Genomic DNA, 24,443 nt, shown 5'->3' with positions numbered 1-24,443 from the left:
TGCCGACCACAGACCGGTCTTTCCAGGCCAGCCACCCTATGGCGGTGCCGAACCGTCCACCTGCTGCATGCGCCTTCTGGTTCTTCAAATGACCGCGACTGACCTTAGTTCTGGCACGAACCTGGCACGCGAGACGTCGTCGACCACTCTTCAACTGCCGTCGGCCGGGTCTTGCCAATGCCACGGCAGCGCTGGAGGAAGCCAAGGCGCCTCGCCACTCCGCTCAAGGACTGGAGCCTCACAGTCATCCGGCAAGGGGGCGGCGTCGATCACGGCCTCAAGCGTGGACTGGACATAGCGCAGGTACCCGCGCACGTCGCGAATCTGGCGCTCGCGGTTGTCCTGGCCGATGCCGTACCACCCGACGTCGAAGCACAGCCTGACTAGAGTCCTGTATCGGGCGCGAACGTGATCGTCTCCCACGGAGAGAAGGTCAGTCTGCATGCCTTGACGGACTGAACCGAGGGCCGCCGCGCAACGCTCTCGAGCCTGCAGGCTCAACTGAGGCTCCTCCAGCAACAGGTCTGGCAGCGATGGTAGCCACGCGTAAAGCTCTGCGAGCCGTTCCAAGAGCCGCTGCGCTGCCTCTGCGGAACGCTGCAGCACCCACTGTCGTCGCGCTAATGCGCTGTTGGCCGCTTCCTGTGAGGCAGCCAACTCGGCTTGGGCCGCGATGGTTCTTGCGGTTTGCCATCGGGCGACTCGCACTGTGATGGCGCCGCCGGCCAACGTCCCTATGAGCGCACTGGCTGTTTGGGCCGCCAGTTCCCCCCAGCTACTCATGCTTGCAATTCTAGGCACCTCCCGGGTACCTCAAACCCGCACCCCCGAGCCCCTGTTGGATCGACAGGAGGAATGCCGCGGGGACGGATGCTCTGAAGATTGGGAATCACGAGCGGGCCGCACCGGTGCACCTCTCCAACCAGGCGGATGGCTTCATTTTGCATGCTTCGACAGGGGGCCCGATCGAGCCTGGGCGGGCTGGCTGACACCTGACTTGTAAGTTCGATCGCAGCCCGCTCCGGCAGCCGTCACTTGCTGACAGGACCGTCGGACAGGGACGCTGAGATACGCCTCTGTCCGGCGTCGTTGATGTCAGCTGTGGATGTCAGGGACCTTCTGATCCGTGGGATCGGGCACCACGCTAGGAGGAGCGCCGACGGCCTCCAACTCCGATCGCGGTTGGCGATCACGCGTGGCTGTGTGCCGTCGTTGCCGTCAGAAGACGGTTGCTCTGGTTGCGGTACTCCGCTGCTGTACAGGAGCGAGGCACCGTCGCTCCTCCTGGAGCCGGACCGTTGTCAGTGCCACTTGCTAGATTGCCTGGTGGATAGAGACCGGTCAGAGAACCTTCGAGGTCCGCGGTCAAGGGGGGTGGGCATAAAGGTCCCCGGGAGCCACCTCGGGACTATGTTGCAGGCCGTAGATCCCCGCCCCCCTCATCCTCCTTCGATCGATCGTCTGCTGAGATCTGGGGTCGGCCGCCGCTGTTCGCGCTTGTTGGTGTCAGCCGCTGATGTCAGCCCACCGTAGTGGCCTTGACCTGGCGAGACGCTGTGGCATCAGCTCCCTGAGAGTTAAGATCCGCTGCCGACCTGCGGGAAGTCCGAATGGGCGGCTTCCAGGGGGTGTGAAGTGGCTGGAGCAGTCAGGGTGCCGCGCGGGCAGGCCCGGTTTGCCTGCGGCGCGCTTGCCGCGTTCGCGCTGGTGACTGTCGCGGCCGGGCTGGCAGCGTGGCACAAGTACCAACTGCTGGCGGGACCGCTGGCGCCAGGGCCGTACGTCGACAACCCATTGGTCGAGGTCGACACGTATTTCAGAAACCTGATGGGCTGGCGGACGGGCCTGCTCCTCGCTGCCCTGTTCCAGTTCAGTATCTGGCTCGCCAACATGCGCGACCTCGCCGATGTGCTCTGGCGCCAGGGACAGCGCCGGCACAGGGCGTGGCTGGTCTTCGGCTGGATGATTCCGCTGGGGCAGCTCTTCATACCCAAGATGTTCGTCAACGACCTGTGGGCTGCCAGTCGGCCGGAATCGCAGCGCCGTCGCGGACATCCCCTGCTCACGGCATGGTGGCTGTCCGTCCTCGTCGCGGCGAACGCATACAACGATGCCCCCAAGGCACTGAAGGAGGCGGACACCGCTAGTCAGGCTCGCCATGCCCTGCGCCAGATCATGTTCAACGATGGTCTGGACATCTGTGCCGCTGCGCTATCGATCGTCGTCGTCTGGCAGCTCATGCTCAGGTTGGAGCACGCCACACCGCATGCGATGGCGCCCGCTGAGGTCTGCCCGACGGGCCAAACGACATCCTGATGAGGATCCCTGGGCATTTGCATGCCACGCGCTCGGTGGAGCGGCTTTGGGCTGGAGCTGCCACACGACGAGCGATCACAGCCTCTCAACCCACCACTCACCCCGGCTCCCATCCCGTCCGCCTTCGACCCACACACCGTGGAGCGGGCGTGGTTCAGGGCGTCAAGGTGGAGCGCGCCACTGTACGAACGACCTTGACGCCCTGGGCCGCGACTGCTCGGCTCTGCCTGGGTCGAAGGTGGTCGGGATGGAAGCCCACAACGCTCACCACGAATCCGCCGGCACTCGCGAACGGCGCCCCTCCCATCCCGGAGTCTGAGCGCCCCCGCCGGAGGCATGTCTCGTGCCCGACGGTTCCCCTCAGTCAGGCTCTCTCGCTCTAGTTGCGCGACCGGCGTAGCCGGGGCCCAGAGCGGGGCGGAGACAGGAGCGCAGGGCCCCGGCGTAGCCGGGGAGCGCGCGACGAGCGGAGCGCGGCGCCTTGATGACGTAGAGAAAGTCTTACCGCGCCGGGATCGGGTCCTTCAGGCGTGAGCCCACTGCCGTGGACTCGTAGAAGGTGCGCTCGGTGCCGCCGGAGGGGCTTGCAGCGGAAGAGCCAGGGCGACGATGCCGCGCGAGGTGTTTCGTAGACCCCGTGAGCTCGTCGACCTGGGAGCGCCACCGCGCATCCACCGTGGCCACCTGTAGAAACCCGGTGACAGCCGGAAAGCGCCGGACCCTCCCCGCCGTGACCTGGGGGCGGTCCGGCGCTTACGCGGTCGCTACGGCGCTCTCGCTACGGTGCTGTGACCTGCAAAAAGGCGGCCCTCCCGAGGGAGGGCCTGACGTCGTACGGGATGTGTGCCCCCGGCAGGACTCGAACCTGCGGCCAAGCGCTTAGAAGGCGCCTGCTCTATCCACTGAGCTACGGGGGCCGGTGTCGGCCTCGACGGTCCGGAGAGCGCTGAATCAAGCCATCCGTGACCTTGCCGGGACAAGGATAGGGCTCAGATCGCCTCGTCCCGGTTGCTTCACCTGCGTGGCACGATGTGGAGGTTCAGTGAAGCGAACCGATAATCGCAGGTGGGTGCGATTCATGCACCGCTTTTGACGCCTCACGCCCCGGGTGTTGTGCACTCGTTATGCCTGCGCCCCACTCGTCCCCTCTGTCCCCAAGGTGGATCCGCCGCGCAGAGGGGGCCTATACGCTTCAAAAAGGCGTCAAAATTGGGCATTCTTCACATGTGGTAACCATGGACGTACGGCCTCAGCTCATCGACGCACTTTCCGCCCTGCGCGACCGTGTCGCTGCCGTGCGTCTTCCACTCCCGCTGCCGGGGGCCGCACGCGCCCGGCAGACGAGGACCGAACTGCTCGCCCAGCTCGACGACTACCTGGTGCCCAGGCTCAAGGATCCCGAGGCGCCGCTGCTCGTGGTCATCGGGGGATCCACCGGAGCCGGTAAGTCGACGCTCGTCAACTCGCTCGTGGGATGCCGGGTCAGCGAGGCCGGTGTGCTGCGGCCGACCACCCGCACCCCGGTACTCGTCTGCCACCCGGACGATCACCACTGGTTCGCGGGGGTACGTGTGCTGCCGCAGCTCACACGGGTGTGGCTGCCACCGGGGCAGTCCCCTGACCCGGACGGGCTCGACCACCTCGGCCCGGAGGGCGAGGACGACACCGTGCTGCGCGTGGAGACCTCGGCGACCCTGCCCCGGGGACTCGCGCTGCTGGACGCCCCGGACATCGACTCGCTCGTCGTACGGAACCGGGTCCTGGCCGCCGAACTCATCTGCGCCGCCGACGTGTGGGTCATGGTGACCACCGCGTCCCGGTACGCCGACGCGGTGCCGTGGCATCTGCTGCGTACCGCCAAGGAGTACGACGCCTCCCTGGTCACCGTCCTGGACCGAGTGCCGCACCAGGTGATCGCCGAAGTGTCCCGGCAGTACGCGGCGCTGCTCACCCGGGCCGGACTGGGAGAGGTGCCCCGCTTCACCATCCCGGAGCTGCCCGAGTCCGCGGGCGGCGGCAGCGGACTGCTGCCCACCACCGCCGTCGCGCCGCTGCGCGCCTGGCTCACTCACCGGGCACAGGATCCGGCGGCTCGTCAGCAGGCCGTGGGGCGCACGGCGTCCGGGGTCATCGACTCGCTCAACGTACGGATGCCCGAACTGGCCGGAGCGGTTGCCGCGCAGTACGCGGCGGCGGTGCGGCTGACCGGCGTGGTCGAGGAGGCGTACGGGACGGAGTCGTCGCGCGTCCGTCGGCGGCTCCAGAACGGTGCTGTGCTCGCCGGTGACGCGCGCACCCGGTGGCGCGGGTATCCGCTGTACAGCACCGCAGGAGAGCTCCTGGACGCACTCGTGGAGAGCCTCGCAGCCCTGCTCCAGTGCGCGGTTGCGGCCGCCGACGAGCAGATCCGCACGACCTGGCAGCGCGAGCCCGCGGCAGGGGACTTCAGGTGCGAGGACGCCGGCCGGGAAGCCGGTGGGTGGGGACCGGCCGAGGACATCCAGGGCCGGATCGCCATGGCCGTACGGCGCTGGCGGCGGGTCCTGGAGGAACTGGCCGAGGAGGAGGCGCGGTTGCTGGAACGCAATGCCGCACCCGACGCCGAGACGGTGGCGGCGCTGCTGGCGGCCGCCCTGCTCGGCGGTCGCCGCGCCAGGGGCGCCGGGGAACAGCTCGCCGAACGGATCGGCGCCCAGGGCGCACTGAGGCTGCGCGACAAGGGAGGGGCGCTGCTCACCAGCTATCTGGACCAAGTACTGCACGGCGAACGCGACCGGCGGCTCGCCCCGCTCGATGCGCTCGAAGTGGCCCCGGAGCCGCAGGCCGAACTGATTGCCGCGCTGTCCGTACTGCAGAAGGAGAGGTGGCAGCGATGACTGCCGTCACTGACCAGGGCCGGGACCGGGGGCAGGGCCCCGAGCACGAAGGGGTCGACGGGGCCGAAGGGGCGGAAGGGGCAGAGGGCCGGCGCTGGGACGACGGGCTCATCGCGCGACGAGCCGCAGACGCGCTGGAGGAGGGCGTTGCGGGGGAGCGTCCGCCGGACGACGACGACGTACGGCCCCAGGTCGAGGCGTACGGGCTGCCGGGCAGCCCTCTGCGCCCGCGGCTCGACGCGCTGCGCGAGCTGGTCGGACTCTCCCGCGCCAGGCTCGACGGGGACACCCTCGCCGAGGCGGGGCGCGTCCTGGACGAGGCGTCGGCCCGGCAGCGGCTCTCCTCCAGGCACACGGTCGTCGCCATCGCCGGGGCCACCGGCAGCGGGAAGTCGACCCTCTTCAACGCGCTCGCGTGCTCGCAGATCTCCGAAACCGGGCTGCGCAGGCCGACCACGTCCGCGCCGATCGCCTGCAGCTGGACCGACGGAGCCGCCGGGCTGCTGGACCGGCTGGCCATTCCCGGCCGGCTGCGGCGCAGGCCTGTGCAGGGAGTCATGGACACCGACGAGGCGCTGCAAGGGCTCGTGCTGGTGGACCTGCCCGACCACGACTCGGCCGCGACCGGCCACCGGGATCAGGTGGACCGGGTACTGGCGCTGGTCGACGCGGTGATCTGGGTCGTCGACCCGGAGAAGTACGCCGACGCGGCCCTGCATGAACGCTATCTGCGACCGCTCGCCGGGCACGCGGAGGTCACCTTCGTCGTGCTCAACCAGATCGACCGGCTCCCCGGAGAGGCCGCCGACCTGGTCCTGGACGATCTGCGCAGGCTGCTCGACGAGGACGGCATGGCGGTGGGGGAGCACGGTGAACCCGGCGCCACCGTCATGCCGCTGTCTGCGCTCACCGGTGAGGGGGTGGGGGACCTGCGCGAGCTGCTGGGCCGGTTCGTCCAGGACCGTACGGCGGCGGCGGCCAGGCTCTCCGCCGATGTGGCCGCGGCAGCCGCGCGGCTCAGGCCCGTGTACGTCGCCGAGGGGCGGCCCGGACTCGGCGAACGGACGCGTGAGGAATTCGCCGACCGGCTGGCGGAAGCCGTCGGCGCGGCCGCTGCGGGACAGGCGGCGGAGCGCGAGTGGCGCAGGAACGCCGGGCGGGCCTGCGGGACGCCGTGGCTGCGGCTGTGGCGCTGGTACGAATCCACCCGGCAGCTCGGCGGCCTGGACCTGATGGCGCAGGCGCTCGCGCCGCCGGAGGAGGAACTCACCGCCCGGCAGCGGGTGGAGCAGGCGGTCCGCACGCTGGCGGACGACGCCGTCGTCGGGCTGCCCGCACCCTGGGCCCAGGCTGTGCGCGAGGCGGCGGTGAGCGGGGCGAAGGGGCTGCCGGAGGCGCTGGACGAGCTCGCACGGAACGCCCAGGCCGGGGCGGGAACGAGCAGTCGGGGCCGTGCGGGGGGCGGCGGGCACGCCGGTGCCGCGGGTCCGGGCGCGGCCGTCTCGGGGGCGCCGGGTTCGGGGATGCCGGGCGGGCCGGCCGGTTCGGGGGCGTCGGGCTCAGGATCTCTCGGTTCCGGGGCTCTCGGTTCCGGGTCTCCGGGCAGGTCCGTCGCTCCCGCCGCGGGAGCGCTCGGCGGCCGGCCCGTCAGGCCTCCGCGGCCCGCGTGGTGGCCCGCTGCGGTGCTGGCGCAGGTCTCGATGACGCTGCTTCAGATCTTCGGCGGGCTGTGGCTGCTCGGCCAGATCGTCGGCGTACTCGAACCGGGCCTGGTCGCCCCCGCGCTGCTCATGCTGGCCGGGGTCGTCGGCGGGCCGCTCGTGGAGTGGTCCTGCGCGGCTGCCGCACGCGGCCCCGCGCGGCGGTACGGGCAGGAGGCGGAAAGGCGCCTGCGCGAGGCGGCGTCCGGATGCGGCCGGGCCAGGGTCCTCGACCCGGTCGCGGCGGAACTGGCGCGCTATCGCGAGGTGCGGGAGCGGTACGTGGCGGTGACGGAGTTTTCCACAACCGGCCGGTAGTCCACAGGCGCCCGCAGCATCCTCGATTTCCGTCCAGCATGGGATCACACCGGATCCGACCGGACCGGTGCAGGACGGCTACGGGGGATGAAATGAACGAGACCTTGGTGACGCTGGTGGGAAATGCCGCGACCGGAGTGGAGTTCCGGGAGACGGCCACGGGGGGAATGGCGCGATTCCGGATGGCGGCGACTCCGCGGCGATGGGACCGCGAGAAGCAGCTCTGGGCGGACGGGCACACCAGCTTCTACACGGTGTGGGCATGGCGGACACTCGCGTCGAATCTGGCGGGTTCCGTTTCCGTCGGAGAACCACTCGTCGTGCACGGCCGTCTGAAAGTGCGTGAGGAGGAGCGGGACGGGACCTGGAAGACCTTCGTGGACATCGAGGCCGTGGCGGTGGGACACGATCTGACCCGGGGGACGGCCGCGTTCCGGCGTGTGGTGAGGGGCGAGCCCTCGTTGACCGCCCGCAGGCCGCGTCCACCGGGGAGTCCGGACTCCGGCGAGGCGGACAGGGTCCAGGAAGAATCGGCACATCGTCAGAAACAGCCCACGGAGATGGTGTCGGTGTCCTGAAATATGCAGGACGCGCCGGAGGAAGCGATAACGATTACGAGTCGGAATGGTTATCCGACGGCATGACGGGGGACTGCCCCTCGCCCGCTCCTTACGATTCCTCAGTACTCATGCGGCACTTGAGTCTGCTGGCGAGGCAATCCCCACACACGCACCACGCGTGAAGGCCTCGCCCGGAGGGGAATTCTGTGTTTTCTGTGTTTTCTGCGTCCGCAGCGTCTGCTTCGCCGTCCACAGTGACGACGGAGCACTCCGCACGGAGCCGGGGTCGGATTCACGGCCGGGAGCCGGGCCGGAGCCGGAGAGCCGGCCGAGGACGCGGGCTCGCCCGGCTGGCCGCCGCGGTGCTGGCGTCCGGTCTCGTCGCGGCCGGCACCCTCACCGGTGCGACGGCGGCGGCAGCGGAGGAGACGGGCCAGCACCAGGGAGGCGCGACCGCCGTCCTGGACGGACTGAAGACCTTCGACCGTGCGCTGCTCCACACCGGCGGCGAGGGCGGCAAGGCGCGCACGACGCAGGAGCTTCCCGCAGGGCTGTTCGAGATGACCGTCGACGGCGGCGGCAGACTCAAGACCTACTGCATCGACATCCACAACCCCACCCAGGACCAGGCGAAGTACCTCGAGACCCCCTGGGACCAGACCTCGCTCGGCGCCAACAGGAACGCCGGGAAGATCCGCTGGATCCTGCAGCACTCCTACCCCCAGGTCGACGACCTCGCGGTGCTCGCCGACAAGGCCGGCACCGGGCCGCTCAGCGAGCGGACAGCTGCCGCGGGCACCCAGGTCGCCATCTGGCGCTACTCGGACAACGCCGAGGTCGAGGCCGCCGACAAGCAGGCCGAGAAGCTCGCCGACTGGCTGGAGGGCGAGGCCGTCAACATGGGGGAGCCCAAGGCGTCCCTCGCCCTGGACCCGGCCGCGGTCTCCGGGCGGGCCGGTGAGCGGCTCGGACCGGTCACGGTCCGCACGGACGCGGGCCAGGTCTCCGTCGCGCCGCCCGCCGACGCCGCGGCCAGCGGGATCACCGTCACCGACAAGGCCGGCAAGCCCATAACGGAGGCGGTCGACGGTACCGGCCTGTACTTCGACGTACCCGAGGACGCCGCCGACGGCTCCGCCTCTCTGGCCGTCCAGACGACCACCTCCGTACCGGTCGGCCGGGCGTTCGCCGGGGTGACCAGGAGCCAGACGCAGATCCTGGCCGGCTCCAGTGAGTCCACGGTCTCGGCGACGGCGACCGCGACCTGGGCAGAGACGGGCGCCGTGCCCGCGCTCACGGCGAAGAAGAACTGCGCCAAGGGCGGCGTGGACATCACCGCGGGCAACAAGGGGGACGCGCCGTTCACCTTCGAGCTCGCCGGCTTCGAGCACACCATCGAGGCGGGGGAGACCAGGACGGTGACGATTCCGGTCGCCGAGGACCAGGCGTACGACTTCACCATCACCGGGCTCGGCGGCTTCCGCAAGAACTTCAAGGGCGTCCTGGACTGCGCGACCGCGGGCAGCACCGGGATGGGTGACGGTGTCGGCACGCAGAGCGCCAAGCAGCCCGTGCCCGCCTCGACCGGCACCAGCTCCACCGGCATCGAGGGGGACCTCGCCGAGACGGGCGGGTCCAGTGCGACGCCGCTCATCGCGGGCATCGCCATCGGCCTGGTCGTCCTCGGCGGCGGCGCGGTCTTCCTGCTCCGCAAGAAGAAGCCGGCCGGCGACGGTAGCAACGGTGAGTGAGTGATCCGTAGTGCATCGTGACGATGCGCCGGTGGCAGGCCCGGTACGCAGGCGCGTACCGGGCCCGCTGCGTCCCGGGCGACGGGCCCGCTGTGTCCCGGGCCACGGGACAGCACGTACCGGGGAGCGGACTGGTTTCCGTCCGGGTGCGGACGTCAGGCAAGATGGGTGTATCTGCCCACACCTCTATTGCTGCCGGACGGTTTCTCTTGGCTGAGTTCATCTACACCATGCGCAAGACGCGCAAGGCGCACGGCGACAAGGTGATTCTCGATGACGTCACCCTGAACTTCCTGCCCGGCGCGAAGATCGGTGTCGTGGGGCCCAACGGTGCCGGTAAGTCCACGGTACTGAAGATCATGGCGGGCCTGGAGCAGCCGTCCAACGGTGACGCGTACCTGTCGCCCGGATTCAGCGTCGGCATCCTCATGCAGGAGCCGAAGCTCGACGAGTCGAAGACCGTTCTGGAGAACGTCCAGGACGGCGCCGCCGAGATCATGGGCAAGCTCAATCGCTTCAACGAGGTCGCCGAGCTCATGGCGACCGACTACTCCGACGCGCTCATGGACGAGATGGGCAAGCTCCAGGAGGACCTGGACCACGCAAACGCGTGGGACCTGGACGCTCAGCTGGAGCAGGCCATGGACGCCCTGGGCTGCCCGCCCGGCGACTGGCCCGTCACCAACCTCTCCGGTGGCGAGAAGCGTCGTGTGGCGCTCTGCAAGCTGCTTATCGAGGCCCCGGACCTGCTCCTCCTCGACGAGCCCACCAACCACCTCGACGCCGAGTCGGTGAACTGGCTGGAGCAGCACCTCTCGAAGTACGCGGGCGCCGTCGTCGCCGTCACTCACGACCGGTACTTCCTGAACAACGTCGCCGAGTGGATCCTTGAGCTGGACCGCGGCCGCGCACTCCCCTACGAGGGCAACTACTCCACGTACCTGGAGAAGAAGGCCACCCGTCTCAAGGTCGAGGGCCGCAAGGACGAGAAGCGCCAGAAGCGGCTCAAGGAAGAGCTGGAGTGGGTGCGCTCCAACGCCAAGGGCCGCCAGACCAAGTCCAAGGCACGTCTCGCCCGTTACGAGGAGATGGCGGCCGAGGCGGACAAGATGCGGAAGCTGGACTTCGAGGAGATCCAGATTCCGCCGGGCCCGCGGCTCGGTTCCATCGTCGTCGAGGTCGAGAACCTCTCGAAGGCCTTCGGCGACAAGGTCCTCATCGACGACCTGTCGTTCACGCTGCCGCGCAACGGCATCGTCGGCATCATCGGTCCGAACGGTGCGGGCAAGACCACGCTGTTCAAGATGATCCAGGGCCTGGAGACGCCGGACTCCGGCGCCATCAAGGTCGGCGACACGGTCAAGATCTCCTACGTCGACCAGTCCCGCGCCAACATCGACCCGAAGAAGACCCTCTGGGCCGTCGTGTCGGACGAGCTGGACTACATCAACGTCGGCCAGGTCGAGATGCCCTCGCGGGCGTACGTCTCCGCGTTCGGCTTCAAGGGTCCGGACCAGCAGAAGCCGGCCGGTGTCCTGTCCGGTGGTGAGCGCAACCGCCTCAACCTGGCGCTGACGCTCAAGGAGGGCGGCAACCTGCTGCTCCTCGACGAGCCCACCAACGACCTCGACGTCGAGACCCTGTCCTCGCTCGAGAACGCGCTGCTGGAGTTCCCCGGTGCGGCCGTGGTCATTTCCCACGACCGTTGGTTCCTGGACCGCGTCGCCACGCACATCCTGGCGTACGAGGGCGACTCCAAGTGGTACTGGTTCGAGGGCAACTTCGAGTCGTACGAGAAGAACAAGGTCGAGCGCCTGGGGGCGGACGCGACCCGCCCGCACCGCGCCACGTACAAGAAGCTCACGCGAGGCTGATCGTGGCTCGTCATATCTACAGCTGCCCGCTGCGCTGGTCGGACATGGATGCCTTCGGCCACGTGAACAACGTGGTCTTCCTCCGCTACCTGGAGGAAGCGCGCATCGACTTCATGTTCCGGCTGGCGCCGGGGGACGGTTCGCCGTCCTTCGCCGGCGGGTCCGTCGTGGCCCGGCACGAGATCGACTACGTGCGGCCGCTGGTCCACCGGCATGCGCCGGTGACCGTCGAGTCATGGGTGACGAAGATCGGTGCCGCGTCGCTGACGATCGCCTACGAGATCAAGGACCCGGAACAGGTCTACGTACGGGCGTCGACGATAGTCGTGCCCTACAACCTGGCAGAGGAGCGTCCCCGGCGGATCACCGCCGAGGAGAAGCTCTTCCTCCAGGAATACCTGGATCAGGAGCCTGCCGCCGTATGACGGTGCCCGTACGGTCGATGCAGTTCGCCGACGCGACGGAGGCGGCGGATCTCGCCGCCTTCCTCGGCCGGCTGCTCCACTACGACCGGGCCGCCGCTGTCCGCCTCCAGGCGGGCGGCGGCGCGCTGGCGGTGTTCGGCCGGCCGCCGTCGTTCGAGGTCCTCGCGATCCGTACGGCCCGGCTGTCCGGCACGCATGACTTCGACACCACCGTCTCGGCCGGTGAGCTCCTCGAATCGCTGGACACCGGCGAGTGCGCCGGGGTGGACGCCCTGCCCGCACCCGTGACCGGTCCGCCGTGGACCGGAGTACTGCCGCCGCGCGGCGGCTGGGAGGAACAGTCCGGACTGCCGGGGCCGTTGGCCCTGCGCACCGCGCTCACACAGGCCGTCGCCGAATTCCGGGCGCGCGACGAGGCGCTGCCCGAGGTCCGCCGTACCCGGGCGGAACGCGATCTGATCGGCCGCGACATCTGGTCCCGCACAGTGGGCGACACCGAACTTCCGCTGCGCGCCGTCCATGCCGCCCAGTCCCTGGGCTTCCTGAGGCCGGCCCCGGACTTCCCCGTCGCGCTGCTCACGGCCGGATCGTGGCTGCGGCTGCGCACCCCGTTCGGCTCGGTCGCCCTGAGGGGCGCGGGCGGCGGACTCGGCACCCTCGCGGTGACCGTCGGAGCCCCCTGAGGCGCCTTCGCCCGAAGCGCGGCCGCTGCTCCTTCGGAACGTCCGGCCGCACTCCGGAGAAGGATCAGTCCGCGGTGTTGATCATCGACGCGGCGGCGTACGTGAGGTAGTCCCACAGCTGCCGCTCATGTGCGGCAGGCAGCCCGAGCTCGTCGAGCGCCACTCGCATATGGCCGAGCCAGGCGTCATGCGCTGCCCGGTCAACCCGGAAGGGGATGTGCCGCATCCGCAGCCGGGGGTGTCCCCGCTGGTCGCTGTAGGTGCGCGGGCCGCCCCAGTACTGGATGAGGAACAGGGTGAAACGTTCCTCGGCCGGCCCCAGATCCTCCTCCGGGTACATCGGCCGCAGCAGCGGATCGTCCGCTACTCCCTGGTAGAAGCGGTGGACCAGGCGCCGGAAGGTCTCCTCGCCGCCGACCTGCTCGTAGAAGGTCTGCTCCTGAAGCGTGTCGCGCGGAATCTCTGTCACTCGTCCATCGTCGCAGACGCACCGGCCGAGTACCGGGGTCCTAGGACCCCGGTACTCGGCCGGCACGTACCGGGTCAGTCGCGGCGCACCGTGATCGTTGTCCAGGCGCCGACATGTACCTGGTCGCCGTCCTGGAGCGGGACGGGGACATAGGGCTGGATCGGATCCTCGGCGCCATTGAGCGTGGTGCCGTTGGTGGAGTTCTGGTCGACGACGGCCCAGCTGCCGTCCGGCTGCTGCACCAGCACGGCGTGCTGGTGCGAGACGCCCGGGTCCTCCGGCGGCACCGCGAGATCGATGTCGGGGGATTCGCCGGTGCTGTGGCGCCGGCGGCCGATCGTGATCTGGTTGCCGGTGAGCGGAAGGTGCTGCTCGGGGGAGTACGCGGGCAGGTTGAGCCCGGTGGCCTCGGGGCCGCTGCGCTGCATCATCGCCAGGAAGTACGCGCGGTCCGGGGCGATCACGGCCGTCCAGCCGACCGGCTGCTGACTCTGGCCGTGGCCGGGGCCGGGGAAGTGCTGCTGCGGGGCCTGCGGGGCCTGCGGGGCCTGAGGCGTCTGCGGTCCCTGCTGGAAGGCCTGCGGCGGCTGCTGCTGCGAGGGCGGCGGCAGCATCCAGTCGTCCGCGCCGGTCTGCGGAGCCTGCGGCTGCGGCGGCGCGGACTGCTGCTGGAACGACGGAGGCGGTGGCGGGCCCTGGCGCTGCGGCTCGAACGGTGAGGGGTGACCTTGCTGGGCCTGGGGCCCCGGCTGTCCCGGCTGTCCCTGCGGTTCGAACGGTGAGGGATGGCCCTGCTGGGCCTGGGGGCCCGGCTGTCCCTGCGGCTCGAACGGCGACGGCTGTCCGGGCTGTCCCTGCGGCTCGAACGGCGACGGCTGTCCCTGCCGCTCGAAGGGGGACGACGACTGCTGCTGGAAGGAGGGCGGCGGCGGCGGGCCCTGCTGGAACGACGGGGGCGGCGGAGGGCCCGGCCGGCCTCCCTGCTCCGGCGAGAGCGGCTCGGCGGGCCGGTTCATCTGCGAGGGCCGCGAGCTCTGGTACTCGAACGGGTCGCGCTGCTGCGGGGGCTGCGGCGGTCCCTGCTGGGCCTGGAAGCCGGGCGGCAGGTTCAGGCCGGGCACCGGGCCGCCGACGCCACCCTGCGGGGCGAGCGGGGTGTACGACGTCGCCGTGTTCGTGAGGAAGTTCCAGCGGCATTCCTCGCAGAACGGTGCCATCGGCTCACGCGGGGTGCGGCACTGCGGGCAGAGCTCGGCCTGCGCGGTCGGCTCCCCGGGGCCGGGGCCCTGCGGATAGCCGTAACCGGGCGCGGGTGGCGGGGGAGGCGGCGGGGGAACTGCGCCCGCGGGCGCGCCCGCCCCGGCCATGCGATGTCCGCAGACCTCGCACCAGTCCTCGGAACCCGACTGGTGTCCGTTCGGGCAGGTCGGCATGTCGGCGCTTCCCCCTCTCCTTGTCCGGCCCGGAGGCCGTCATGCTTGTAGGTGCGCCGTCCGTCCGGCCGGGTGGCCTTCCGCACGGCTGTTCCGCTGTCGTCCGTACAGTTATTTCTTGACGCGAACGGTCTTGGTGGAGCGTGTTTCGAGTGTCATCTCGTCCGCTTCCGCCACTCTTGCTTTCAGTCGCACAGTACCGGTCGCCGCATCGACAACGTCGACCACCTTCGAAAGCAGTTTCGCAGTATCCGCGTTTCCGGAGGCGGACGCGAGCTGCACCGCACGGCCGAGTTTCGCGGTCGCGCCGTCCAAGTCTCCCGATTTACGCGCATCCAGGCCCTGTTGGATGACTTGTGCCAGTTCCGCCTGGCCTGTGTAGTGAGCAACCTGCGGGTTGATGGACGTGGACGCAGCCATGTCGTCCGTCCAGACCGCCCGTACGAGTCCCTGGGACAGGGTCTGCGGGGCATCGCCGTCCGAGGGGGCGGGAAGGATCAGCGAGACTCGGGCCGCCAGCATCTCCTGGCCGATGCCGGCCTCGGGAACCCGTACGCACACGTGATAATCCCGGGACTCGTCGCCCCAGGAGCCCGTCGGATAGTCCCCGGCGCGCGGTCCCGCCGTGGTGCGGCGGTCGGTCAGTTCGGCGACCGTGGGCGCCACCTGCTTGACGAACACGATCTCGACACCGACGGGCGTCCAGAGCCGCAGTGCCACGTCTGCGACCTCCTTGCCCATCGCGTTCTCCATCATCTGCATGAAGTCCGCCGCGAGGCCCGCCGGATCGGCGACGATGTCCGCCGTGCCGAGCAGCGCGGAGGCGATGGCTGTGACCTCTTTCACTTCCCAGTCGGTGCCGACACCACGCGCGTCGCAGGTGAAACGGCCCGCGCACGCGTCCAGAGCAGCCCGCAGATCCTCCGGCGACTCGTGTTCGTTGCGGCCGTCGGTGAGCAGGATGCCGTGCCTGATGTCCACATCGGCCGCACCCAGCAGCCGGTCGGCCAGCCGCAGCCATGTACCGATCGCCGTGCCGCCACCCGAGCTCAGCCTGCGCAGGGCGTCCTTCGCCTGGGCCTTCGTCTGCGCGTCGGCGGTCGCGAGCCGTCCGTCCCCCGGGTACACATCCTTGGCCACATGGGTTCCGGCGACCACCGCGAACTGCGTGCCGTCGCGCAGGGTGTCGATGGCTGCCGCCGTCGCGTCGCGGGCGTTGCGCATCTTGGTCGGCGGGTACTCCATCGAGCCGGAACAGTCGACCATGAGCACCACGGCGGCGTTCGGTGCCTGCCCCGGGGGGCGTGCGGGCGTCACGGACGCACCGGTCAGCGGCACACCGCCGGTGGTGCCACCGCCCGTCGAGGTGACGGTGACGATCGCATTGACCTCACGCCCGCCCTCGGGCAGATATTCGTTCTGGTACACCTCGACGGAGAACTGCGGCACGTTCGACTTGGAGAAGTTGGCCATCTGATCGGCTCCTTGAGGCTCCACGTATGTCAGATGAAGACAGATATGCGGACAGAGTTCAGGGCAGGAAGGGCAGGAAGGGCAGGAAGGGCAGGAAGGGCAGGAGAGGGCGGAGGAGGGCGGAAGGCAGCCGGCGGTACGGAAAGCGGGTGGACCGGCGGACGGGCGGAGCGAACGCGGTCAGGCGGTGCTGTAGGCCGATCCTGCCCCTTGCGTCGGCACGGCGAACGGGAGCAGGGCCACTGTTACGTTGTCGTGGCCCCCGCCGTCGAGCGCATGACCGACCAGCACCTGGGCGCCGTGCAGCGGCCGTTCGTACGCGTCGGACGGCACAGCTGTGGCCATGTCCACGGCTGACTCGGCGTAGTTCCACAGTCCGTCGGTGCACACCACCACCAGACCGGGCCGGTCCGGTTTGAAGGAAGCGGTGTGCGGCTCCAGTTCGTACGCGTCGGCGCCGAGCCAGCCCGTGATGGCGTGCGCGCGCTCGTCGGCGTACGCCTCCGCCTCGTTCATCAGGCCCGTGGCCACCATCTGCGCGGCCCAGGAGTCGTCCTCCGTGAGCCGGGCGGGCGGATTCGTGCGGTCCTCGGGTACCCAGTAGACACGGCTGTCGCCGACCCAGCCGATGACCAGCAGTCCGCCCGCCATGATCGCGCCGACCAGCGTGCAGGCCGGGGCGTTCTGGTGGCGGTGCTGATCGTGTTCCATCGCCTGACCGGGCTCCTGCGCCAGGGAGTTGACCGCCTCGGAGGCGGCGAGAATCGCGTCGTGCATCGCCTGCTGCGGATGCGTGCCGCGCGGAAGCGACTCCAGCAGCGTCTCGTTGGCGGCGCTCGCGGCCGCGGCCGAGGCCTCGTCCGGCCGGCTCGCCGACGAGACACCGTCGCACACGATGGCCACGACGGCCGGTGATCCGTCCGGCAGCGCGGTGCAGGACACCGCGAACGAGTCCTCGTTGCGGTGGTGGCGCAGGCCGCGGTCGCTCACCGCGGCCACGGAGCCGAGCTCCTGCTCCATGTGGTCGCGCTCGCGGGGCTGGGCGTGACCACAGTTCTCGCAGTAGCCGTCGGTGTCCACGTGGCCGGAGCGGCAGGCCACACAGACCTTGGCGCCGGCCGGGGCACCGGCCCCGGAGTGCTCCGCGGTACGGGGATCGGGCGCCGCTGTCCCGGGAGCCGCCAGCTCGAAGTCGCCCGAGGGAGCGTCGGGGTGGTTCGCGTCCGGGCGATCCGGGTAGGCGCGGTTCGCGTCCGGATGTTCTGTGGCAGGACTGTCCGGTTCGTCGAAGCGGACGGCCGAAGGCGCTGCGCCGGAAAGGGGCTTTCCGCCCGAGTCCAGGCCCGGAAGGTCGGCCGGACGGTGCGTGGGCGCGGGCACGTCCGAGCTGTCGACCTCGGACGCGGGCGGCCATTGCACCGAACCGGCGCCCGCGCTCGGTGCGGGGACGGTGATGGCGACCGTCGGACGGTCGCCCGGCGGGACGGGCACGACGGAGAGGTCGTACCCGCACGCTCCGCAGAACAGGTCGCCCGACTCCAGCGGTTCCTCGCAGCTGGGGCACCCCGGCAAGGAGGCCTGCTGGTGGATCTGTGACATCTTCACACCCAGGTCCGGGGGCGGAAACGGTTGGCCCGCTCCACCAGTTCGATCCTCTCGTCGCCCCGCTGCGCGAGCCGGGCAAGCATCCGGTACGAGCGTTCCAGGCCGAACCTGAGGCCTCGCTCGTCCAGCTCACTGTCCAGCAGCGTCCTCGGTCCCGCGGTTGCGGGGGAGGCCGTGGCCGGCGACTGAGCTGTGGGACTACCGGAGAGTACCCAGTCAAGTGCCGTCCCCAGCACCTCGGTCGACAACTGCTCGCGGCGGACCGCGTCCAGACCGTAGCCCTTCAGCGCCGTCACCTGGTCCGCCGCGGCGAGGAGATCGCTGATCAGCGGCTCGTCGGGGACCCGCTCGCGCAGCCGCGCCCGCACCGCGGCCACCCGTGCCGCCGTGTAGTGGATCGACGACTCCGGTACGGACTCCAGGGTCCGCACCGCCCCGACCCGGTCGCCGGCGGCGATCTGTACCCGGGCGAGGCCGAATGCGGCGCTGACGAAGCTCGGGTCGGTCGCCCACACCAGGCGGTAGTACTCAGCGGCGTTGTCCAGTTGGCCCAGCACCTCCGCACAGATCCCCAGGGCCAGCTTCGGCGCGGGCTCGCCGGGGAACGCGTCGTAGACCGCGTCGAAGGACAGCGCCGCGACCTCGTTGTCGCCGGTCACCAGGGAGGTGACACCGCGATACCAGACCACCCGCCAGTCGTCCGGGTGCTCGGCCTCCAGGGCCGCCAGTGCCCGGGCACCGGCGTCGAGTTCGCTCATCTCCAGGCGTGCGCGCAGCTCGCGCAGCCGGGTCTCCAGCGAGGCGGCGGGCACGGTCTGCAGCGCGGCGATCAGTTCGGCGGGCGCCGACGTCATCACTCCCGCGAGGAAACCGGCGTTGGGATCGTTCGCGTCGACCCGGGGGACCGGCAGGGCGAGCGAGGTCGCCCGCGCGTCGAACACCGCGAGCCGGGGGCCGACGCGGCCGGTGTACGCCCCCGAGAGGGTGCCGGGATCCGCGACCGCCGCGCGCGGGGCCGGAACGGGCGCCTGCGTCGGGGCGTACGCGAGCGCGCTGCCGCCACCCGACGTGCCGCTCCCGCTGCCCCGGACGTGGGTGTCGGGTGCGTACAGCGCACCGGCGCCCGGAGCGCTGTACGCGGTGGTGGCCGGTGGCCCCACGGCCGGTGGCCCCGCGGGCATGCCGCCCCCGGGCAGGCCGCCGACCGGCAGTGCAGCGGCCACAGCGGTCGCCACCGCACCCTGCGCAACGGGCACAGCCGCGCCGTTCCGTCGCCGCCCGAAGCGCCGGCCGCCGGCCGGAGCCGCCCGGACGCCGAGCCGTGACACCTCGTCCGTCAGCTCGGCGAACAACGCCGAGTCCGTAACCCGCAGTTCCGTACCGAAGAGCGTCGAGAGCGACGGACGCGGACGCCCCGTCTGCAGGGCCACCACCTCCCGCAGCACGCCCGTCAGCTGCTCGGCCATCTCCGTGGCCGAGGCGAACCGCCGCGCCGGATCCGGGTCCGTGGCCCGCACGAGCAGCCGGTAGAACGACTCGTACCGTCGGAACACCTCGATGTTGTCCGGGTCGGGCAGCGAGTCCACGAAGATGTTCGTGTACCCCTGGAAATCGAAGGTGAGCACCGCCAGCGTCCGTGCGACGGTGTACAGGTCGGAGGCGACGGACGGGCCGATCTCGGCCACCTCCGGTGCCTGGTAGCCGACCGTGCCGTAGATGGCCGACTCGTCGTCGTCCATCCTCCGCACCGCGCCCATGTCGATCAGCTTGAGCTGGTCCTCGGTCTGGATCGCGTTGTCGACCTTGAAGTCGCAGTACAGGAGGTTGCGGCTGTGCAGATGGCCGAGCGCCTCCAGCGCCTCGATGCCGTACGCACACGCCTGCTCGACCGGCAGCGGATCCCGCTTTCCGGCCGGTGTGCGGCGTTCGTTGGCGATCTCCTTGAGCGCCTTGCCGCCGACGTACTCCATCACGATGTAACCGTCGAGCGAACCGGTCCGCTGGTCCAGGTGCTCCACGAAGTTGTAGATGCGGACGATGTTGGAGTGCTCGATCTCCGCGAGGAAGCGCCGCTCGGAGATGGCCGCAGCCATCGCGTCCTGGTCACCGGTGTCCAGCAGGCCCTTGAGGACCACCCAGCGGTCGGAGACGGCACGGTCCACGGCGAGATAGACCCAGCCGAGCCCGCCGTGCGCCAGACAGCCCGCGACCTCGTACTGCCCGTGGACGATGTCGCCGCTCTGCAGCTTCGGCACGAAGGAGTAGGGGTGACCGCACTTGGTGCAGAATCCCTCGGTGCGGCCCGGCCGTTCGCCGCGAGCCCGGCCCACCGGGGCGCCGCAGTCGGAACGGGAGCAGAACCGCTTCCGCTCGGGGACCTCGGGGTTCTCCATGACCGCGGTCCGCGGATCGGGCCGCGGTACATCCGGAACGAGCACCAGACCGGCACCGAGCCTGCCGCGGCCGGAGACACCCGTCGAGGTGCCCGAGGAGCGCACCGACACCGAACGGGAGACCGAAGTGCCCGACAACGAGCGGGAGAGCCGCCCGGAGACCGAACGCCGCGAGGTCGACGAGCGGGACGAGGACCGCGAGGACGCGCGCGAACTCGACCGCTGCGAGGTGCTGCTGCTTCCCTTGCCGCCGCCCGCCATACCGGTGGGCGGCGAGCTCAGCATGCCCGTCGACACGACCGGCGCCAGACCGCAGGTGTCGCAGTACAGCTCACCGCCGCCCATGTCCTCGTAGCTGCCCCCGCACCCGGGGCGCCGGCACTGCGTACTCATGGGGTCTCGCTCCGGTGGCGACGCGACCGGAGCGAGGCCGCAGGTGTCGCAGTACAGCTCACCGCCGCCCATGTCCTCGTAGCTGCCCCCGCACCCGGGGCGCCGGCACTGCGTACTCATGATGTCCTCCCCTGATCGCCCCGGTCCTGTCCGTCCCGGCTGCGCGGCGTCAACAGATCCGCGGCCGCCTGCTGATAGCGCAGCACCGTCTGTTCGGCGACGCGCAGATCGCACGGCGCACTCCACAGCACCCGGCGCGCCGCGTCGTACCGCTCGATCAGCACCGGGTCCTCCGCCAGACCGTGCCGGGCAACCTTCGCCTTGTACGCGTCGAGCCTGCCCCGTAGTTCCGCACGGACCGCGAGCGGCGCCGTGACGGACGTCAGCGACTCCCGCGCGCGCAGCAGTTCGTCCTCGGCCTCCCGCTCCAGCGAGTCGAGCAGCGGCGAGAGGCGGTTCCACTGCGCGTGCCTGCGGTACTCCGACGCCGCTGCCAGCCGCTCCTGCAACGCGGTCGCCGGACCGCTGACCGCGGGTACCTCCGAGGCGGCGATCTTTGCCAGTACCTCGCCGCGCGCCGAACGTGCCTCGGCGAGCGTGCGGTCCGCGCGCGACAGCACGTCACGCAGCCGGACGAGGCGCTGCTCGGCGTCCTGACGCACCGCGAGCACCGCCTCGATCTCCCGCCGCACGTCCTCCAGGGCGCGGGCCGCCCGGTCGTAGCGCAGGGTGTCGGGGCGCCCGCCTCCGGGCGCCGCGCTGCCGGGACCCGGCAGCCAGAACGCCAGCGGATCGGAGATCACCTGCACCCGAAGTGTGGTGAGCTCCTCAGTGATCGACTCCAGGTCGTCGCCCGCCGGATGCTCCCCGGGCCGCACACCGACGGAGTGCGCCAGCGAGCGGGTGCGGCGCAGCTCGGCGGCGAGCAGGTCTATCCGGGCGGGCAGCGCCGACCATACGGAGTCCGAGGCGACGACCATGTCCAGCGAGCGCGCGTACAGATCGTTCATCCGGGCGACGAGTTCCTCCAGCGTGAACCGCTCGGAGAGCCTGGCCGGGCCCGTGAGTCCGGGCTCGGGGCTGACCGCCGCCGGGTTCGCCACGGTCACACCGTCGCCGCGCAGCAGCTCGGTGAGGGCCACCAGGTCGTCCTTGCTGGGGTAGCGGCGCCTGGACCGGATCCCGCGGGCCGCGCGGAGCGCCCCCGCATAGGCGTCGAAGTACCCCCACAGCAGGGTGATGGACTGCTCGGTGGAGGCCCAGCGTTCCTTGGTGGCACCGGTCAGATCGGCGCCCTCCAGGAGCCGGCGGCCGGCATGGTCCTGCAGGGCGAGGAGCGAGGTCTCGATCGCCTCGTGCTCCGCACCGAGCCGGGCCAGCGCACGGTCCGCCTCGTCCCGGTCCATGACCGGGCCGGGGGGCCTCCCCGCGAAGCCGGGGAAGGATCCCGCGACGCTCATCGATCACCTCTCCGCTCTTCTGCCGGGCCGGGGCCCGGCGGGTTCAGTTGGTCCGGTACTTGGGCGCCGGCGGCGCCGTGATCCCGGGCAGTCCGGTCGCCAGCCACTTGCGGTACGACACCATCCAGGGGCTGTCGGCACCGCCCTGGCGGTAGTCGTGCAGCACCTGGTTGACCCGGGCCACGAGATCGTCGGCTCCGAGCTTCGCCGCGACGCCGTAGTACTCGGTGGTGAACGGCTTGTCGCCCTTGAGCTCCACTGCCGGGTCCTGAGCGGCCTGGCCGGCCGCCAGCGCGTTGTCCGTGACCACTGCGTCCACCTCGCCGAGCTGCAGCCGCACCAGGCAGTCCAGCTGGTTGGGGACGGTCAGCTGGTCCAGGTCCTGCTCGGTGCCGTCGTTCTCGTCCCGGAAGGTCGCACCGTACGACTCCTTCTCCAGCGCCTCGTACGCGGTGGAGCCCTCGGCGGTGCAGACCCGCTTGCCCGCGAGCGACTTGTCGTACCCCGTGATCTCCGATTCCTTGGGGGCCAGCACCTGCTGACCGGCCTGGAAATAGGCGGTGGAGAACGAGACCTGCTCGAGGCGCTTGCAGTTGATCGTCATCGTCCGTACGACGACGTCGACCCTGTCGTGTTCCAGGGCGGCGATGCGCTGGTTGGTGGGTATGGCGCGGAAGATCACCGCGTCGGGGTCGCCGAGGATGTTCTTCGCGATGGCCCGCACCAGATCGATGTCGAAGCCTTCGAGCGTGCTGGTCTCCGCCTCCGGGTTGCGGTAGCCCCAGCGGAAGCTGTTCTGGTCGACACCCGCGATCAGCTTTCCGCGCTCCTGGATCTTCTTGATGCTCGGACCGTCCGCGCTCGACCGCTGCAGGCTCGCCTCCGGATCCGTGCACGCGTCGGCCTCGGAGGCCACGGCCGACGTCGCGCTCTGCCCCGTGCTCTCCTTGCCCGAGGAGCCCCCGCCGTGCGTCAGCGGAAGCAGAGTGAGTGAGGCAGTGATGGCACAGGCCACCGCCATGCCTGTCACACCCCCCCAGCCACGCAGCCTGCCGCAGGCGGCCCAGACCTTGGCCCTGGTCATCGCTCCCCCTCTCACCGGTACTCCGAGAGCCTGCGGTTGACCCCGGCAATCGCCGCTACCGCACCCACTACGGCGAGGACGGCTGCCCCGATCGGCATCCCGCCCAGCGCCCCGCGCCCGTCCTTCGCCGCCGCGGTGAACTCGCCCTGTTCATGGGTGAGCGCCTTCTGCAGCGCCCGGTCCACCTGCTCGAAGCACTCGCCCGTGGAGCCCTTCGAACCGATGATCTGCTCCAAGGCACCTTCGTAGTCGCCCTGGTCGTCCGTCGCACGGGCCTTCTTGTGGCGGTCCTGCCACTCGGACACGCTGGTGATGGCCTTCGCCACCGGCTCGCTCCCCCGGAGGTCATCGGCGAGCTTCTCGGCGCTCCTGAGCTGTGCGCCGAGGGACTTCATGCCCGTGCTGTAGTCGGTCTCGTACTTGTCCTGCTCGCCGTCCGCGGTCAGCACCGCGCCACGGGCCACCAGGGTGAGGTTCTCATTGGCGCGCGCCTTCAGCGAGTTGATCCGCGCGTTGTTGAGGACATCGAGTGACTCCTGCCCGTGGGCCATCGCCTCACGCAGTTCGGCCCGCGCCACCGTGTGTCCCACGGCCAGCCACAGCAGCACCGCCGCCGCCGCGGCCGTCGCCGCGAGCAGCCCGTGGTTGAAGACACGGTTCGTCCTGCGGTGGTTGCGCCGCTGCATCCACACCAGCGCGGACAGTGCCACGATCCCGGCACCCAGGGAGAAGAACGGCCACTGCCGGGCATCGGTCGAGTCGGTGCCGAGCCGGCCGGTCTCCGCCGCGTACAACCGCTCGGCTGCCGGGAGGAGTTCGTTCGTCATCTTCTGGTTCGCGTACCGGAGATAGGCGCCGCCGAGAGGCAGTCCCTGGCGGTTGTTGGCGCGGGCGCGCTCGACCAGGCCCGTGTACTCGGGAAGCAGTTCGTTGAGCGTGGTGATCTCGTGCCACGACGATGACGACGCATCGGTGCTCGCCGCGGCCTTCACCAGGAGCCGGGAGGCCTCACTGATGTCCTTCTCGTACTGCTCGTGGACGTCCCTGGGCTCCTGCGCACCCGCGAGGAAGCCGCTCGCCGCCATCGTGTCCGCGTCGGCCAGCGACCGGTAGATGCTCGCCGCGTCCGCGCTGAGCGGCTGACTGCGGGTCACCACGTCGTCGGCGGCCGAGGCCCGCCCGGAGATCTCCAGGGCCGTGACCACCCCGAACGCCACGACCAGCAGCGCCAGTACGGCACCGATGATCTGCAGCCTGCCCGGTTCGGTCGTCGCCGCGGCCCGTAGCCGCTCGGCGGCCACCGCCCCGGCACCACGACGCTGCGCGGGTACGGTCGTGGGCGCGGCCGCCGAATCCGGCGCGCGCTCCTGCGAGTCCCCGTTCGGCGGGTATGTCACTTGACCTCCCCCTCGGTCACTGGCGGTGGCCCTGCCCCCCGGCCGATCGGAGGACTGGTACCCGGCCAGAAGTATGGCCGCAGGGAACGGCATCCACCAGGAATGCCTGGATCCCGCGTCGATCCCCGTAGTCGATCAGGAGCATTCGATCAGGACGGACGCGGCCGATCAAGACAAGCCCCCCGCGCAATTCCCGATGGATCCCCCGAAGCGGATCGATCTCCCCACCATGA

The 24,443-nt window shown here is 70.4% G+C and carries 17 protein-coding genes and 1 tRNA gene; 8 read left to right on the top strand and 10 right to left on the bottom strand.

Going from position 1 to position 24,443, the window contains the following annotated elements; genetic code table 11:
- Positions 1-150: 150 nt before the first annotated feature.
- The gene (locus tag ACFWBQ_RS05455; protein WP_385484207.1) at positions 151-783 is read right to left on the bottom strand and encodes a hypothetical protein; all 633 of its coding nucleotides are present in this window, start codon (positions 781-783) and stop codon (positions 151-153) included.
- A gap of 870 nt (positions 784-1,653) precedes the next feature.
- Here ACFWBQ_RS05455 and ACFWBQ_RS05450 point away from each other — a divergent pair.
- Positions 1,654-2,316: a DUF4328 domain-containing protein gene (locus tag ACFWBQ_RS05450; protein ID WP_385484204.1), complete on the top strand. Its 663-nt coding sequence runs from the start codon at positions 1,654-1,656 to the stop codon at positions 2,314-2,316.
- Positions 2,317-3,160: 844 nt separating this feature from the next.
- On the opposite strand, the gene ACFWBQ_RS05445 is transcribed toward ACFWBQ_RS05450, so the two are convergent.
- A tRNA-Arg gene (locus tag ACFWBQ_RS05445) sits at positions 3,161-3,233 on the bottom strand.
- 318 nt (positions 3,234-3,551) lie between these two features.
- Here ACFWBQ_RS05445 and ACFWBQ_RS05440 point away from each other — a divergent pair.
- The 7 genes from ACFWBQ_RS05440 (at position 3,552) to ACFWBQ_RS05410 (ending at position 12,503) form a co-directional block, all read left to right on the top strand.
- Positions 3,552-5,192, top strand: a complete 1,641-nt coding sequence (locus ACFWBQ_RS05440) for a dynamin family protein (RefSeq protein WP_385484201.1) — start codon at positions 3,552-3,554, stop codon at positions 5,190-5,192.
- A complete protein-coding gene (locus ACFWBQ_RS05435) occupies positions 5,189-7,210 on the top strand; it encodes a GTP-binding protein (RefSeq protein WP_385484198.1) in 2,022 nt (673 codons plus the stop codon). The genes ACFWBQ_RS05440 and ACFWBQ_RS05435 overlap by 4 nt, the downstream gene beginning before the upstream one ends.
- 92 nt (positions 7,211-7,302) lie before the next feature.
- Positions 7,303-7,788: a single-stranded DNA-binding protein gene (locus ACFWBQ_RS05430; protein ID WP_385484195.1), complete on the top strand. Its 486-nt coding sequence runs from the start codon at positions 7,303-7,305 to the stop codon at positions 7,786-7,788.
- A 197-nt stretch (positions 7,789-7,985) separates the two neighbouring features.
- A complete protein-coding gene (locus tag ACFWBQ_RS05425; protein WP_385484192.1) occupies positions 7,986-9,521 on the top strand; it encodes a Cys-Gln thioester bond-forming surface protein in 1,536 nt (511 codons plus the stop codon).
- A 209-nt stretch (positions 9,522-9,730) separates the two neighbouring features.
- A complete protein-coding gene (gene ettA / locus ACFWBQ_RS05420; protein ID WP_385484189.1) occupies positions 9,731-11,395 on the top strand; it encodes an energy-dependent translational throttle protein EttA in 1,665 nt (554 codons plus the stop codon).
- Positions 11,396-11,397: 2 nt separating this feature from the next.
- Positions 11,398-11,820, top strand: a complete 423-nt coding sequence (locus ACFWBQ_RS05415; RefSeq protein ID WP_385484186.1) for an acyl-CoA thioesterase — start codon at positions 11,398-11,400, stop codon at positions 11,818-11,820.
- Positions 11,817-12,503 carry a hypothetical protein gene (locus ACFWBQ_RS05410; RefSeq protein ID WP_385484183.1) on the top strand — a complete coding sequence of 229 codons (687 nt, stop codon included), beginning with the start codon at positions 11,817-11,819 and terminating at the stop codon, positions 12,501-12,503. Before ACFWBQ_RS05415 ends, ACFWBQ_RS05410 begins: the two co-directional genes overlap by 4 nt.
- Before the next feature lie 64 nt (positions 12,504-12,567).
- On the opposite strand, the gene ACFWBQ_RS05405 is transcribed toward ACFWBQ_RS05410, so the two are convergent.
- The 8 genes from ACFWBQ_RS05405 to ACFWBQ_RS05370 all read right to left on the bottom strand — a co-directional run bounded on the left by ACFWBQ_RS05405 (position 12,568) and on the right by ACFWBQ_RS05370 (position 24,210).
- Positions 12,568-12,972 carry a globin gene (locus ACFWBQ_RS05405; protein WP_385484180.1) on the bottom strand — a complete coding sequence of 135 codons (405 nt, stop codon included), beginning with the start codon at positions 12,970-12,972 and terminating at the stop codon, positions 12,568-12,570.
- A gap of 74 nt (positions 12,973-13,046) precedes the next feature.
- Entirely contained in the window at positions 13,047-14,405 is a 1,359-nt protein-coding gene (locus ACFWBQ_RS05400) for an FHA domain-containing protein (protein WP_385484177.1), read from the bottom strand.
- Between the two features lie 111 nt (positions 14,406-14,516).
- Positions 14,517-15,878: a VWA domain-containing protein gene (locus ACFWBQ_RS05395; protein WP_385484175.1), complete on the bottom strand. Its 1,362-nt coding sequence runs from the start codon at positions 15,876-15,878 to the stop codon at positions 14,517-14,519.
- 180 nt (positions 15,879-16,058) lie between these two features.
- Entirely contained in the window at positions 16,059-17,477 is a 1,419-nt protein-coding gene (locus tag ACFWBQ_RS05390) for a protein phosphatase 2C domain-containing protein (protein ID WP_385484172.1), read from the bottom strand.
- A 2-nt stretch (positions 17,478-17,479) separates the two neighbouring features.
- Complete coding sequence (locus tag ACFWBQ_RS05385; protein WP_385484169.1) at positions 17,480-20,389, bottom strand: tetratricopeptide repeat protein; 2,910 nt, start codon at positions 20,387-20,389, stop codon at positions 17,480-17,482.
- Positions 20,386-21,729: a hypothetical protein gene (locus ACFWBQ_RS05380; protein WP_385484166.1), complete on the bottom strand. Its 1,344-nt coding sequence runs from the start codon at positions 21,727-21,729 to the stop codon at positions 20,386-20,388. Before ACFWBQ_RS05380 ends, ACFWBQ_RS05385 begins: the two co-directional genes overlap by 4 nt.
- Positions 21,730-21,772: 43 nt before the next feature.
- Positions 21,773-22,813 carry a glutamate ABC transporter substrate-binding protein gene (locus ACFWBQ_RS05375; protein WP_385484163.1) on the bottom strand — a complete coding sequence of 347 codons (1,041 nt, stop codon included), beginning with the start codon at positions 22,811-22,813 and terminating at the stop codon, positions 21,773-21,775.
- An 11-nt stretch (positions 22,814-22,824) separates the two neighbouring features.
- A complete protein-coding gene (locus ACFWBQ_RS05370) occupies positions 22,825-24,210 on the bottom strand; it encodes a hypothetical protein (RefSeq protein ID WP_385484160.1) in 1,386 nt (461 codons plus the stop codon).
- Positions 24,211-24,443 lie beyond the last annotated feature (233 nt).

The sequence above is a fragment of the Streptomyces sp. NPDC060035 genome (genome assembly GCF_042736635.1).
Classification (GTDB): Bacteria; Actinomycetota; Actinomycetes; order Streptomycetales; family Streptomycetaceae; genus Streptomyces.
Note: the sequence above shows the minus strand (reverse complement) of the source record. Positions and strands in the feature narration are given on the sequence as shown.

Coding starts and splice junctions, on each gene's coding strand:
- ACFWBQ_RS05455 (WP_385484207.1), bottom strand. CDS start 783: ATGAGTAGCTGGGGGGAACTGGCGGCCCAAACAGCCAGTGCGCTCATA.
- ACFWBQ_RS05440 (WP_385484201.1), top strand. CDS start 3,552: ATGGACGTACGGCCTCAGCTCATCGACGCACTTTCCGCCCTGCGCGAC.
- ACFWBQ_RS05435 (WP_385484198.1), top strand. CDS start 5,189: ATGACTGCCGTCACTGACCAGGGCCGGGACCGGGGGCAGGGCCCCGAG.
- ACFWBQ_RS05430 (WP_385484195.1), top strand. CDS start 7,303: ATGAACGAGACCTTGGTGACGCTGGTGGGAAATGCCGCGACCGGAGTG.
- ACFWBQ_RS05410 (WP_385484183.1), top strand. CDS start 11,817: ATGACGGTGCCCGTACGGTCGATGCAGTTCGCCGACGCGACGGAGGCG.
- ACFWBQ_RS05400 (WP_385484177.1), bottom strand. CDS start 14,405: ATGCCGACCTGCCCGAACGGACACCAGTCGGGTTCCGAGGACTGGTGC.
- ACFWBQ_RS05395 (WP_385484175.1), bottom strand. CDS start 15,878: ATGGCCAACTTCTCCAAGTCGAACGTGCCGCAGTTCTCCGTCGAGGTG.
- ACFWBQ_RS05390 (WP_385484172.1), bottom strand. CDS start 17,477: ATGTCACAGATCCACCAGCAGGCCTCCTTGCCGGGGTGCCCCAGCTGC.
- ACFWBQ_RS05385 (WP_385484169.1), bottom strand. CDS start 20,389: ATGAGTACGCAGTGCCGGCGCCCCGGGTGCGGGGGCAGCTACGAGGAC.
- ACFWBQ_RS05380 (WP_385484166.1), bottom strand. CDS start 21,729: ATGAGCGTCGCGGGATCCTTCCCCGGCTTCGCGGGGAGGCCCCCCGGC.
- ACFWBQ_RS05375 (WP_385484163.1), bottom strand. CDS start 22,813: ATGACCAGGGCCAAGGTCTGGGCCGCCTGCGGCAGGCTGCGTGGCTGG.